Raw genomic sequence first — 12,730 nt, 5'->3', positions numbered from 1 at the left:
TCCCATGGCCATTCCTGATTACCAGACATTGATGCTGCCGGTCCTGCGCCTCGCCGCCACTGGCGAACAGCGCGTGGCCGATGCCGCCGAACGCATTGCCGATGATCTCGGCCTCAGCGCGGACGAGCGCGAAGAGATGCTGCCCAGCGGGCGGCAGCGCCTGCTACATAACCGCATCCATTGGGCAAAATTCTATATGTCCAAGGCAGGCCTTGTCGCCTCACCGAAGCGGGGCCGTTTCATCGCGACCGAAGCGGGGCGGGCATTGCTGGCGTCCAATCCCGCGCGCATCGGCGTGAACGAACTGAAGGACTATGAGGGCTTTCGCGAATTTTACAGCGGTCAGAAGTCCGTTGACGATGATGTCGCGCCCGCTGCCATCGCCCCGTTAGCCGAAACTGGCACACCGGAGGAGCAGATTGAAGCGGCCTATCAAGCGGTGCAATCGGCCCTACGCGCGGAACTGCTGGAACGCACCGTCCAGAACACGCCAGCCTTTTTCGAGCAACTGATCGTCGATCTGCTGATCGCAATGGGCTATGGCGGATCGCAAAAGAACGCAGCCACCCAACTCGGCCGTTCGGGCGACGGCGGCGTGGACGGCGTTATCAACGAAGACAGGCTGGGGTTGGACCGGGTCTATGTGCAGGCCAAACGCTATGCCGACACGACGGTCGGCCGTCCCGATGTTCAGGCCTTCGTCGGCAGTCTGGTCGGCCATGGTGCCACCAAGGGCGTGTTCGTCACCACCTCCACTTTCAGCAGCCAGGCGCGTGATTATGTCAAACACCTCGCCCAGCGCGTCATCCTGATCGATGGGGATCGGCTGACTGACCTAATGATAGAATATGGCGTGGGCGTCCGCGTAAGCCGTAAGATCGAGTTCAAGCGGCTCGACGAGGATTTCTTCGCGGAGGATATCGCTTTGTAGGTCTTGCTCAGAAGAGCCATTGATCGTTGTACGCCGCGAATGGACGGTTAACATATACCCGGTCCTTCGGGGCGGTAGGCGCCAAAGTTCCGGGGATGGTAGGGTCTAAAATGGGACCTGTTCAAAGGAGCGGCCAGCATGGGGCGCGCTGCTGCCGATCTGCTCAATGAAGCGGTAATGGCAGGTTTCGGCAGGAGCAGACGTTCTGGCGCGGATACCGGAACGGCTTAATTTGGTCGACTGCTGCCGGAAGCGAACGCCGGATCGTGGGACAATGACCCCGCTACTACTGGCTCAGCTAAACAGTTTTACTTGATCGAAGCGGGTGTCGCGGAGCAATGCTCACGACCATCGAAGGTAGCCCGCTATTAAGACGTTCCCTTTCTATTTATACGGCACGGCTTTCCGCCAGTGTCACGCCGACAGTCCGAGCCCCGGTTGGCGCGTGATGGGATCCGCGACGAATGCTGCGGCGTCAACGCCAGCCTCCCGAAGAAACGGGGCCTCCGAAAGACGCGCGTAGAGGTTCAACATGCGCGTTTCGGCCCGGCGGATAAACGTCTCGTAAGCCATGGGTATGATCTTCGTGCGGCCTTCCTCGCGAACGCCTTCGCGCGGGGTGAGCTTCGAACCCATCACAAAGCAAGTCACCCGCGTTGCATCATCGATGAGCCCGTGGGACTGCAACTCAACGACATATTTCCACGCCTGGTTCTTCTGATCCATCCCGATCGGAATTCCCGGCCGCTTCAATTCGACCACCACCAGATGCGCCACGCCAATAACCTCATGCTGGTCGTCAAAGGCAGGCCGCGCGAACAGGCCGACGCTCCCGTCAGGCAAGATAACGAAGTCGGGGCGGTTGAGGCTGCCCTGCGCGGAGCCGCCGAGCAGGGTCTTTATCACGGTGGACATGCCTCGGTTGGATGTGAATTCAATGCTTTCGAACTCGGGACCGAACACCCAAAGGCTCCGCTCGATGAGCGGCTGCAGTTCGCGCACCTCGTCGGCCCGCTCGTCGCGGAGCTTATCGTGCAGCTCATGAATAAGTTTGAGCCGGCTCTGAATCTCATCAAGCGCGAGCTTCGCGGTCGCGACGCTCCAATCGGAGAGAATACCGTCGAGTTGATCGAGTTCCCCAGGCTGAAGGGAATGCAGCTTCGCAAGTAAGCTATATTGCGATGACGACGCTTCTAGATTGGCGAGGATGCCAGCAACCTGCTCGATCTGATCGGATGAAATTCCTGGACAACTGTCGGTGACTTGGTCGACGAAGCTGTTCCAGCGCTCGCGCGCGATCGGCGTGATCTGAGTAACGGTAGAGGCATAGCGCTCACGGACCGCGTCCTTAACCTCTCGGCGCCGTTCCGAATGAAATGCGGAGATTTCCTCGCGGATCTTGTCCTGGACAGCAATCTGGGTCTGTTGCCAGGCGGGATGGCTTTGCTGGAATCCGGACCAGTCGGGCAGAACCGCATCGGTGTCAGCGAGAAAGTCGGCGAAGACTATGAAGGTGAACCGCTTCGCCTCACTGGATCGACCGTCGAGCACGCGTTCATAATCGGTGCTGCGCCAGCCGCAAATGCCGACCAGCCGATTGTTCACGTGCCAGGCAATGCCATGCTGGCGGGTGCTGCGATCAGCGCGCTGGGACTCAATCATCAGTATGGTCGCACGGCCGACGTCGGGGATATCCACGAAGCTCTCGCGCAGAAAATCGCGCGGAATATCGTCGAAGGTCACGGCCTGACCATCGACGAAGACCCGGAAGTTTGGATCGGTGAGGAAGCGGGTGCCGAGCACCTCGCGAATATCAGCGGCGCTGAGCCGCAACCGGGTCGACTCAACGGCCTTGATCTCGACCCCGTGCCCGGGGCTCGGTTCGCGCTTGACTAGCTCCCAATCAAACGGGCGCAGCCCGCCGCGTGACACACGATAGGTTACCTGCTCGCCGCCCGCTTCGACGGTGATCTCGTAGGGGTTGGAGAAGGCGAAGCCGCCATGGCGTCCGCGTCCGTTGCGGCCATAGGCTCGACGCGGTGCAAGCGTCTCCAACTCGGGCGGGGGCGAGACATATTCGCCCTCGGCCGCCACGCGATTATAGTCGAACACCCCCCAACGCTGTTCAAATTGCGCGGCAGTCATGCCACGGCCGTTGTCCTTAATAGCAAACCTGCGCTCGCCGTCGGCGGTTGGCCAGGTGATATCGACTGTGGTGGCATAGGCATCCCAGGCGTTCGCCACCAACTCGACAATGGCGACTGAGAGATCGGAGATGATGGGACCGGCATGGCGATCGAGAAAGCGCCGGTCGAACGCGTATAAAGTTTCCTGTGACGTCATGACCGATCCCCCGTTTCACCGTTCATAGCGAGGTCGATAACCGTTGCGCCATCACGAACTGCCATTTTGGCGTCTGGCAAGCCTTTCTCAGTTATCTGGACCCGAGTCATAAGTTGGCATTGGCCTGGATCGATCCCGAGTGAGCGTGCGCGACCAAGGATCTCCCACCCCTACATCGACTGGCAACCGATCGCGCCATCGGCCTTGATCCGGTGTGTTGCCTCGGACGGGAGTGTCCGGTTAACCATATGCCGGAGAACGGCTTAAGTTGGTCGACACCTGCCGCACGCGGATACCAAGAGCTCCACGGCGCCCCCACGGGAGTCAACAACGCCCTTGATCGTCGATCATGAAGATGGCGGCAGTAAACTCCTTGCCGTCGATCACCGATGCTCCGCCAGACTGCGGAAGGTGATTGACCAGCGCAGATGTTCCATCGGCGCGATGCTGTGCTCCCAGTCGTGGCGGGCTGGTCCGCTCATATGATAGCCGCCCCGCGGGTCGAGCGGCAACGACGCGCGGTCGAAGCCGTCAGCGCGCCGCCGCCGGAAGCGCATCGTCGCCGGTTCGCCGAGGGAGATGCCGAGGACATGGCCGTAGATGGGCCGATCGCGATGCCAGCCGATCCCTGCACCGGGGTCGTAGCGGATGAGCAGCGCCTGGATCAGCGTCTCGGGCGCGAGCCCGGCGAAATCGGCGGCCCTATCGCGGATGGGGAGAAGCCAATCCGGCATCGGTGGCGCATCCTTCGGGCGCCCGACCTCGAAGTCGTAACTCCATCCGAAGGACGTCGTCAGGCGTTTGCCCGTCCAGCCTTGGAAGCGGAAGGGTTCGAGGCCGGTCGCATCGATCCGGTCGATCAGCATGTGCTCCTCGTCCGCGGTGATCAGGTTCGCTCGCGTGGCGAGCCCCGGCAGGAGCGGCGCGTCAAAGAGCTCAAGCATCACGCCGCCGCCTCCGCGAAGATCGGCAATTCGGTCGGTGCCGCTGCCCCGGCCTCGACGAAGTTCGATACCGTTACGCCGACCAGTCGTATACCCTTGTGGGTCGGCAGAACCGACCGGATCAGGTCGAGCACCGCGCGGCGCAGGCCTTCGCGATTGGTGACCGCCACGGGCTGGCTGCGGCGTCGGGTGATCTGATGGAAGTCGGCGTATTTGACCTTCACCGTGACGGTGCGACCGAAGGCTTGCCGTCCCTCGCACCAGTCCCAGACGTCGTCGGCCATGCGAAGCGCGCCCGCCTCGATCTCCCCCGGTTCGGTCAGGTCGCGGTTGAACGTGGTTTCAGACCCCGACGACTTGCGCACGCGGTTCGGATTGACGGGACGGTCATCTTCCCCGCGCGCGATGGCGTAATACCATTCGGCGGAACTGCCGAAATGCTGCTGCAAGAACGCCAGCGACTTAGCGCGTAGATCAGCCCCGGTCTCGATCCCCAGCCGCTTCATCTTCTCCGCCGTCACCGGCCCGACGCCGTGGAAGCGGCTGACGGGCAGCGTCTCGACCCAGGCGGCGCCCATGTCCGGCGTAACCGCGAACTGGCCGTTGGGCTTGCGGTGATCGGACGCAAGCTTGGCCAGGAACTTGTTGTACGAGATGCCTGCCGACGCGGTCAGGCCGGTCTCCGCAAGAATGTCGGCGCGGATCGCCTTGGCAGTCAGCCATGCGGTTTCCAGGCAGCGCTTGTTCGCGGTGACGTCGAGATAGGCCTCATCGAGAGACAGGGGCTGGATCAGGTCGGTATAGCGCGCGAACACGTCATGGATCTGGCGCGAGACGTCGCGATACACTTCAAAGCGGGGCGGCACGAAGATCAGGTCTGGACAGCGGCGCAGCGCGGTGACCGAGGGCAACGCGGAGCGAACACCGAACGTACGCGCCTCGTAGCTGGCCGCCGCCACCACGCCCCGTGCGGCGGCATGACCGACCGCAACCGGCTTGCCGCGCAGCGACGGATCGTCACGCTGCTCTACCGACGCGAAGAAGGCGTCCATGTCGACGTGAATGATCTTACGCACCGCCATGCGCACCTTTTAACGCATGCAGAACAGGATGTGAACATATTGTGCGAAAACGTCGGAAACCCGTCGCTTATCCCACATGCCCATCTCTTGGCTTACATCCGAGCACGACGCCGTTCGAGCAATGCCGCGAACGTCGCCGACGCATCAGTCGGATGATCATCGCCGCGCGAAGAGGTCCATATTCGCATCGCCCCAAGCCTTGAGCGCCGCGATGATCGGCGACAGGGATCGGCCGCGATCGGACAGGCTATATTCTACCCGCGGCGGCACCTGAGCGAAGACCTCGCGCTCGATCAGGCCATCGGCCTCCAGCTCGCGCAGCTGGTTGGTCAGCATGCGCGGCGTCACGTCCCCGGCACGGCGACGCAACTCGTTGAAGCGCGTGGTTCCGTCCTGCAGATGGTAGAGGATCACCGCCTTCCACTTGCCGTCGATCAGGCTCACCGCCGCCTCGACGGCGCAGCCCGGGGTACAATCGAGGCGGGAGTGGCGGGCTTTCGCCATCGGGACGGTATCCTTTTAGACACTATGAGCGTTTTTTGTGCCTACGACATAAGCTGACACCGTCCCTATCTCGCGTGTGTCAGCAGAAGGAGCAAGACCCATGCGCGCCATAGCCTATCGCCAGCCCGGCCCGATTGACCGGGACGAAGCCCTGATCGACATAGAGCTGCCACGGCCCGTTCCAACGGGGCGTGACATCCTGATTGCAGTTCGTGCCATCTCGGTGAACCCGGTTGATGCGAAGGTTCGTACCGGCGCCGCGCCGTTCGACGGGCGCGAGGAGCGCATTCTTGGCTGGGATGCGGCGGGCTTGGTCGAAGCGGTCGGCCCGGAAGCCACCCGCTTCAAGGTCGGTGACGAGGTCTTCTATGCCGGTGACCTGATGCGCGACGGCAGCAATGCGGAATATCAGCTCGTCGACGAACGCATCGCGGGCCATCGCCCCCGCAGCATCGGCTTCGCGGAGACGGCGGCGCTGCCGCTAACGGCGATCACGGCCTGGGAAACCCTGTTCGACCGGTTGAAGGTCGACGACCAGCCGGCTGGCGGTGCCCGCGCCATCCTGATCATCGGCGGCGCGGGTGGTGTCGGTTCCGCGGCGATCCAGATCGCGCGGGCCCGGACCGACCTGACCGTGATCGCCACCGCCTCGCGCGCTGAGACGCAGAACTGGGTGAGCGACCTCGGCGCACATCATGTCATCGATCATTCCCGGCCGATGGCACCGCAGATCGCCACGCTGGAGATCGGCGCGCCCGCCTTCGTCTTCTCGACCACCCATACCGATCGCCATCTGGCCGATATCGCCGAGCTGATCGCGCCGCAGGGGCGCTTCGCGCTGATCGACGATCCCGCCAGCCTCGACATCGTCGCCTTCAAGCGCAAGGCGGTGTCGGTCCATTGGGAATTAATGTTCACCCGGTCACTCTTCGACACACCGGACGTCGGCGAGCAGGGTCGACTGTTGGACGCGGTGGCCGAACTGGTGGATGAGGGGCACATTCGCACCACGGCCACCGAAACGCTGTCACCGATCAATGCCGCCAACCTGATCGAGGCGCACCGCTGCATCGAGAGCGCCACCACGCGGGGCAAGATCGTCCTGGAAGGCTGGGACAGCCCGCAGGCGTGAGCTCGACGCGGGTTCCTACGAAATGCGCGCGCGGGCGGGTCAGGCGAATGCCAACTCGCCCGCGACGACCGCCATGGCATGATCGACGAAGCGCGCCTTCTCGCCGACCGGTGCGGCGTAACGAAGTGCCTCGCGCGCCAGTTCGGGCTCGCCTCCGCGCGCGATCAGCCATGCGGCGAGATAGGGCGCGGCCAGACATCCGCCTGCCGTCGCGACATTGCCATGAGTGGCGAACGGTGCGTCGATGACCGTAACACCAACCTCCACCACCCATGGCTTGGTGGTGAGGTCGGTGCAGGCTGGCAAATCGCCGATCAGGCCGAGCTTGGCCAGCAGCAGCGTCCCTGAACATTGCGCCGCGATCAACTGCCGCGTTGGATCGAGGCGAAGCCGGGCCAGCATCGCCGGATCGGTGGCAATCTCCCGCGTGCGGACACCACTGCCGATCAGCACCGCATCCGCCTCCTCGAGAAATGCGAGCGGCCGCTGGCGGTGGACCACGACACCGTTCATCGACGTCAGCGTTTCAGTCGGGGCGGTGATATGTGCAGCCCAGCCATGCGGGCGCAGCCGGTTGATGATCGCGGCGGCGACGAACGAATCCAGTTCGTTGAAGCCGTCGAAGGTCAGGACCGCGACCTGCATCACGCTTGCGTCCGGCCGGAGAACAAAGTCCGCGTCGCGCCGGCGACCCAGACCTGCCCGGCCTCGTCCTGCGAGACATGGATGCGCCCGCTCCGCCCGAGGCGCGTGCCCTGCGCCGCGACATAGCGGCCGCTTGCCCGACCGCTGGCGAACAGCCACTGGCCGACCGAGGCGTTGAGGCTGCCGGTCACTGGGTCCTCGATCAGCCCGCCATGCGCGTCTGTGAAGAGCGCGCGTAGTTCGAACGCGACCTCGCTGCCGGGGGCGTGCGGGCCGACGATGCCGATGTCGATATGCTCGGAGTGGTGCCGCGCCGGCTCGACCGCCAGCACCGCCTCGGCGGATTCCAGCATGACCGCGATCCAGCCGGGGCCATTGTCCGCCCAGGCGGCATCGACGATCGCCGCGCGGTCGATCCGCAGCAACTCGGCGACCTGAGCGATCTCGGCCTCGGTCGGCGTGCCGCCGCGCAGCAGCGGTGGGGCGGCAAAAGCAAGCTGATCGCCATCGCGCCGGATCGTCACCAGCCCGACGCCGCATTCCTGCATGATCACGCCGTCCTGCTTCGGCTGCCCGCCAGCTTCCGCCCACGCATGGGCGCTGCCCAAGGTCGGGTGCCCGGCGAACGGCAGTTCGTGCGCCATGGTGAAGATGCGGACGCGATAGTCGGCCGCCGGATCGGTCGGCGGCAGCAGGAAGGTCGTCTCCGAAAAATTCAGCCAGCTCGCGATCGCCTGCATCTCGTCCGTCGTCAGGCCATCGGCATCGGCGATGACGGCCAGCGGGTTGCCGGTCAGCGGATCGGTGCCGAATACGTCGACGAGGCGAAAGGGGCGGGTCACGGGCATCTCCTATTGATGATGGCTGGTCCTATCGCGGTGCGACTGGCGCTAACAGATACACATCGGTACGATCATACCGAACTGTATTGGTGATAATGGTAGTACGATGGCAAGCGCGTCCGACGAAACCCGCACCGGCATGGTGGTCCGCGCGATCCGCGACCGGATCGATGCCCGCGCGCTGACGCCGGGCGCCCGGCTGCCGTCGATCCGCGCCATGGCCGAGATGAGCCGCGTCGCACGCTCGACGGTGGTCGAGGCCTATGATCGCCTCGCCGCCGAGGGCGTCATTCGCTCGCGACCGGGATCAGGGTTCTATGTCGCGGCACCCTTGGCCCCGCTGACGCTGGATCGGCTGGCCAGTGCGAAGGAGCGCGAGGTCGACCCGCTCTGGATGCTGCGCCAGTCGCTGGGTGAGCGGCGCCACGAACTGATGCCGGGATGCGGCTGGCTGCCCGATGATTGGCTGGCGGGCGATGCCCTCCGCAAGGCAATGCGCGGGGCGGCGCGATCCGACGCGAACGGCACGCTGGCGGGCTATGCTTCCCCCTTGGGTTCGCCTCCGCTGAGGGTATTGTTGGCGCGGCGGATGGCGGATCAGGGGATCGAAGCCGGCCCCGAACAGATCCTGCTGACCGACAGCGGCACCCATGCGCTCGATCTGGTGTGCCGCTTTCTGCTCCAACCGGGCGATACCGTGCTGGTCGACGACCCATGCTATTTCAACTTTCTGGCGCTGCTGCGGGCGCACCGCGCCAAGGTCGTCGGCGTTCCGATGACACCCACCGGGCCGGACGTCGCCAACTTCGCCGAGGCCGCCGCGACGCATCGGCCGCGCTTCTACCTGACGAACTCGGGCGTTCATAACCCGACCGGCGCAACGCTCGCCGCCGCCACCGCGCATCGGTTGCTCAAGATCACCGAGGCGCAGGACATGGTCGTCGTCGAGGACGATATCTTCGCCGACTTCGAGCACACGCCTTGGCCACGGCTGGCGGCGTTCGACGGGCTCGACCGGACGATCCGTATCGGCAGCTTCTCCAAGTCGCTGTCGGCGGCGGTGCGCTGTGGCCATATCGCGGCCCGACCCGACTGGATCGAAGGGCTGGCCGACCTGCGCATCGCGACGTCGATGGCGGGCAGTCCACTCGCCGCCAACCTGCTGCACGCGGTGCTGACCGATGGCAGCTATCGGCGTCACGTTGACGGTGTCCGGACCCGGCTCGGCCGGGCCACGGCGCGGGTGGCGAAACGCCTGCGGGCCATCGGGATCGAGCCGTGGACCGACCCGGCGGCGGGCATCTTCCTCTGGGCGCGACTGCCGGACGGCGTCGATGCCGTCGAACTCGCCCGGCGGGCGATCACGGAAGGTGTCGTGCTCGCACCGGGGCCGGTGTTCAGTCCCAACGGCGGCTGGCGCGATCACATGCGCTTCAACGTCGCGATGAGTGACGACGATCGCCTGTACGATTTCTTGAAACGCGCGCTGTGAAGACTGATAACCCGATTGCGTTCGCCAATAGGCGAGCTTGACCACTTGATGAGGTCAGCAGCTGGATTAGGGAAGCAAGAGCCAGAGGAAAGCGGTTCCATTGTGACCGGAGATGAGGAAATTGAGGCGCAACAACGCAAATCGGCGGCTGGGCCGCCAATTTGCCGGTGCGCGCGCTCGATCAGGAGCGATCGAGCGCGGTGTCCTCCAGCCGCAGGCGGCTTCCGGAAGGCGGGAGGGGTACTTGTCGGCGCCGTGCCGATGCCGGACACTATGAGGCATGACCGCTCATGGCCTGCCTGATGAACAGCCCGTCTTCGCGCATCATGTGCGGGCGCTCCTGGCGCGTCAGGCGCAGGCTGACCGGGATCTGGTGGGAGCGTCGTACCGGCGTGGACGCAATCACCAGATGGAGGCGGAGCCGGGACAATCGCCAGCCGGTCGCAAGGCGGATGCGCTCGCCGCAGCGGTCGGCATCGACTTCCACCGACCGAGCCCGATCCGGCGGGGTAGCCGCCAGACCGGTGGCGGCCGGGTGCCGCACTTCGACATGAAGCCGATGGGCATGGCTCACGTACCGACGAGCGGAGACGGAAAGGTTCACCACCGCTTCAAGACCAAGGCCAAAGAGGGCGAGCATTTCGACTATCTGCGGGACGGCGCGAAGGTCACGATCATCAGCCATCTCGACTATATCCGGCGCGATCAGGCGGTCTCCGATCTGGCGGAGGACCTCGTCATCGACATGATCGACGAGCAGGTGATCCGGGGCGGTATGAACGCCCGGGCCATCGTATCCAACGTCCCCGGCAGCCCTGAGCGTCAGCGGTCGTTGTTCGTGGCGGCCGAGCAGAGCGAAAGCCAGCCCAGGGTCCACCAGCTCACCGCCTCGACCGCCGAGGTCGGACGATATGATCGGGTGGCGGGATTCGCGACGAGTCCGGACTGGCTGCGCGACATGAGCCGCAGACTGAAGGCGGCGCGACGGGAAGCTGAAGCCGAGGCGGCGGCTAAGGGACGCCCCTTCAAGGACCGGCAGGTCGTCGTCGCGGATGTCACGTCCAGGCAAGCGTTCGACCGGCTGACCTGGTTCGATAAGCATCCCAGCTTCCCCGCGCCGCAATGGCGGCAGGGACGGACGGGGCGCAGTCACTATCGCTTCGTGCAGGAGTTGCCCGCCGACGCCAAGCCAGAGCAGCATGGCCAGATCCTGCGCAACATCGTCGCGATGCTGGCGGCGGATGGCTGGATGGCGGTGGGGGTGATCCACCAGCCGGACCAGCATGGCGACAAGCGCAACTTCCACATCCATATCGATGCCTATGACCGCCCGGCGAAGTGGATGAACGAGGAGGGCAAGTGGGATTTCGAGGTGGTCGAGCGCAGGAATGGCAAGAACACCCGGCCCTACCGTCAGAACAAGGTCAGCTACCGCGCGGAGCCGGGCAACAACGGCAAGCGTGCCAAGGTCGACACCGCCGAGCTCATGCGCGGGCGCTTCATCGACATCGTCAACGCGGTGATGGGTGAGGAGCGCTACCTCCACGGCACCTATGAGGAAAACGGCATCGCCCTGACCCCGCTCGAGCATATGGGCAATCGCGCGACCGGTCACGAGCGGCGTGGGGTCGCGACGGAGGTCGGCACCCGCAACGCGCGGCAGATCGTGAGCGATGAGCTTGCCGCCTGCGAGAAGAAGGCGGCTGCTGCGACCGACGTGCTGGCAAGGGACATGACGCTGATCCTGCCGTTGATCGGTGACCAGCCTGACGCGGTTGCCGCCGCCCGGCGGTATGAGCGATTGTCCCGCCGACTGATCCAGCGCCGCCATGACATGGACGTCGCCGATGTCGTGGTGGCGGCATCGCGATCAAGGGCGGAAGCGGTGATCGCAACGCTGGAGCCGGAGCCCGGCCGCAGGACCAAGTCGCGCGCTGGCGATCGTGCGCTGTTGGAGGCATCCCGCGCGCATCTAGACTGGGTGGAGCAGCATTCGCCCTCCGACGACGAGCGTGCGGCGGAACGGCAGCGGATCGCCAGGATCGAAGCGCAGGCCAGTGCCACATGGGACGAGGTTGCGGCGGCGATTGCGACGAAGGGTCAACGCACTCCTGCGATCACCTATGTTTCCACACGGACGGCGTCCGCCGCGACGATGCACCATCCGGTTTATCGGGAGCAGGTGCGTGGACGCCTTCGCCAATGGCTGACGCGGCATGGACGAGATGAGGGGCGGCTGATCTTTGAAGGCGGCACCGTGCGCCTGGCACCGGACCAGCCGAAAGCGATCGACCGGCTGATGCGGCTGTTCGCTGGCGAGGAGGAATTTCAAAATTGGCTTATCGGCGAACGGGAGCGGCGCACCAATCAAGCCGCGGCTGATGCCAAGCGGCAGCGCGACAAGCAGGCAGCGCTGCAACGCGCCGAGGCGGGCCGTCGCGAGCAAGAGGCCGCGAAGGCGGAAGCGGGCAAGGTTGTCAGAACGATAGCGCCGCCGGAGGACCGTGCGCGGCCAGCAGCTGGCGCTGCCGACATGCCCGCCGCCCAGCCTCCCGGCAGGCCGCCCGTACCGGAAGTGAAATCGCCACCCAAACCTGTTCCCCCCGCTGCCCAGCCCGTTGATCGACGACCGCCTGATCCACCCGTTGTGACTAGGGGCGATCCGCAGCGAGAGGAGAAACGCGAGCGGCAGGTGCCATCCAGGCCCGCCCCGCAGGACAGGCCGAACGGCCCACCGCCGGGTATCCGGAGCAAGGGGCCGGACGACGTAGCGGCGCGCCAGCGCCCAATAGATCGCGGTTCAGAAAGATAAGGA

The 12,730-nt window shown here is 64.8% G+C and carries 10 protein-coding genes; 4 read left to right on the top strand and 6 right to left on the bottom strand.

Annotation, left to right across the window (positions count from 1 at the left end; translation table 11 throughout):
* Positions 1 to 4: 4 nt before the first annotated feature.
* Entirely contained in the window at positions 5 to 931 is a 927-nt protein-coding gene (locus GGR48_RS14005) for a restriction endonuclease (RefSeq protein WP_183952466.1), read from the top strand.
* A gap of 414 nt (positions 932 to 1,345) precedes the next feature.
* Here GGR48_RS14005 and GGR48_RS14000 read toward each other — a convergent pair whose 3' ends face one another.
* From GGR48_RS14000 to GGR48_RS13985, 4 genes are all read right to left on the bottom strand, one after another.
* Positions 1,346 to 3,274: an ATP-binding protein gene (locus GGR48_RS14000; RefSeq protein ID WP_183952465.1), complete on the bottom strand. Its 1,929-nt coding sequence runs from the start codon at positions 3,272 to 3,274 to the stop codon at positions 1,346 to 1,348.
* A gap of 383 nt (positions 3,275 to 3,657) precedes the next feature.
* Positions 3,658 to 4,218, bottom strand: a complete 561-nt coding sequence (locus GGR48_RS13995; RefSeq protein ID WP_183952464.1) for an alpha-ketoglutarate-dependent dioxygenase AlkB — start codon at positions 4,216 to 4,218, stop codon at positions 3,658 to 3,660.
* Positions 4,218 to 5,300: a DNA polymerase IV gene (gene dinB / locus GGR48_RS13990; RefSeq protein ID WP_183952463.1), complete on the bottom strand. Its 1,083-nt coding sequence runs from the start codon at positions 5,298 to 5,300 to the stop codon at positions 4,218 to 4,220. The genes GGR48_RS13995 and dinB overlap by 1 nt, the downstream gene beginning before the upstream one ends.
* Positions 5,301 to 5,456: 156 nt before the next feature.
* The gene (locus tag GGR48_RS13985) at positions 5,457 to 5,804 is read right to left on the bottom strand and encodes a winged helix-turn-helix transcriptional regulator (RefSeq protein WP_183952462.1); all 348 of its coding nucleotides are present in this window, start codon (positions 5,802 to 5,804) and stop codon (positions 5,457 to 5,459) included.
* 100 nt (positions 5,805 to 5,904) lie between these two features.
* Between GGR48_RS13985 and GGR48_RS13980 the strand changes: the two genes are divergently transcribed.
* Positions 5,905 to 6,936 carry a zinc-binding alcohol dehydrogenase family protein gene (locus GGR48_RS13980; protein WP_183952461.1) on the top strand — a complete coding sequence of 344 codons (1,032 nt, stop codon included), beginning with the start codon at positions 5,905 to 5,907 and terminating at the stop codon, positions 6,934 to 6,936.
* A 39-nt stretch (positions 6,937 to 6,975) separates the two neighbouring features.
* On the opposite strand, the gene GGR48_RS13975 is transcribed toward GGR48_RS13980, so the two are convergent.
* Positions 6,976 to 7,581, bottom strand: coding sequence for a DJ-1/PfpI family protein (locus tag GGR48_RS13975; protein ID WP_183952460.1), 606 nt, complete (start codon positions 7,579 to 7,581; stop codon positions 6,976 to 6,978).
* Positions 7,581 to 8,423, bottom strand: coding sequence for a PhzF family phenazine biosynthesis isomerase (locus GGR48_RS13970; protein ID WP_183952459.1), 843 nt, complete (start codon positions 8,421 to 8,423; stop codon positions 7,581 to 7,583). Before GGR48_RS13970 ends, GGR48_RS13975 begins: the two co-directional genes overlap by 1 nt.
* A gap of 106 nt (positions 8,424 to 8,529) precedes the next feature.
* Between GGR48_RS13970 and GGR48_RS13965 the strand changes: the two genes are divergently transcribed.
* Both GGR48_RS13965 and GGR48_RS13960 read left to right on the top strand, forming a co-directional pair.
* On the top strand, positions 8,530 to 9,915 hold the full coding sequence (locus GGR48_RS13965) for an aminotransferase-like domain-containing protein (protein WP_183952458.1): 1,386 nt from the start codon (positions 8,530 to 8,532) through the stop codon (positions 9,913 to 9,915).
* A gap of 280 nt (positions 9,916 to 10,195) precedes the next feature.
* Positions 10,196 to 12,727 carry a MobA/MobL family protein gene (locus tag GGR48_RS13960; protein WP_183952457.1) on the top strand — a complete coding sequence of 844 codons (2,532 nt, stop codon included), beginning with the start codon at positions 10,196 to 10,198 and terminating at the stop codon, positions 12,725 to 12,727.
* Positions 12,728 to 12,730 lie beyond the last annotated feature (3 nt).

This window comes from Sphingomonas pseudosanguinis, assembly GCF_014196255.1.
Classification (GTDB): Bacteria; Pseudomonadota; Alphaproteobacteria; order Sphingomonadales; family Sphingomonadaceae; genus Sphingomonas; species Sphingomonas pseudosanguinis.
The sequence above is the reverse complement of the archived record's forward strand: the minus strand, read 5'-3'. Positions and strand labels throughout refer to the sequence as shown.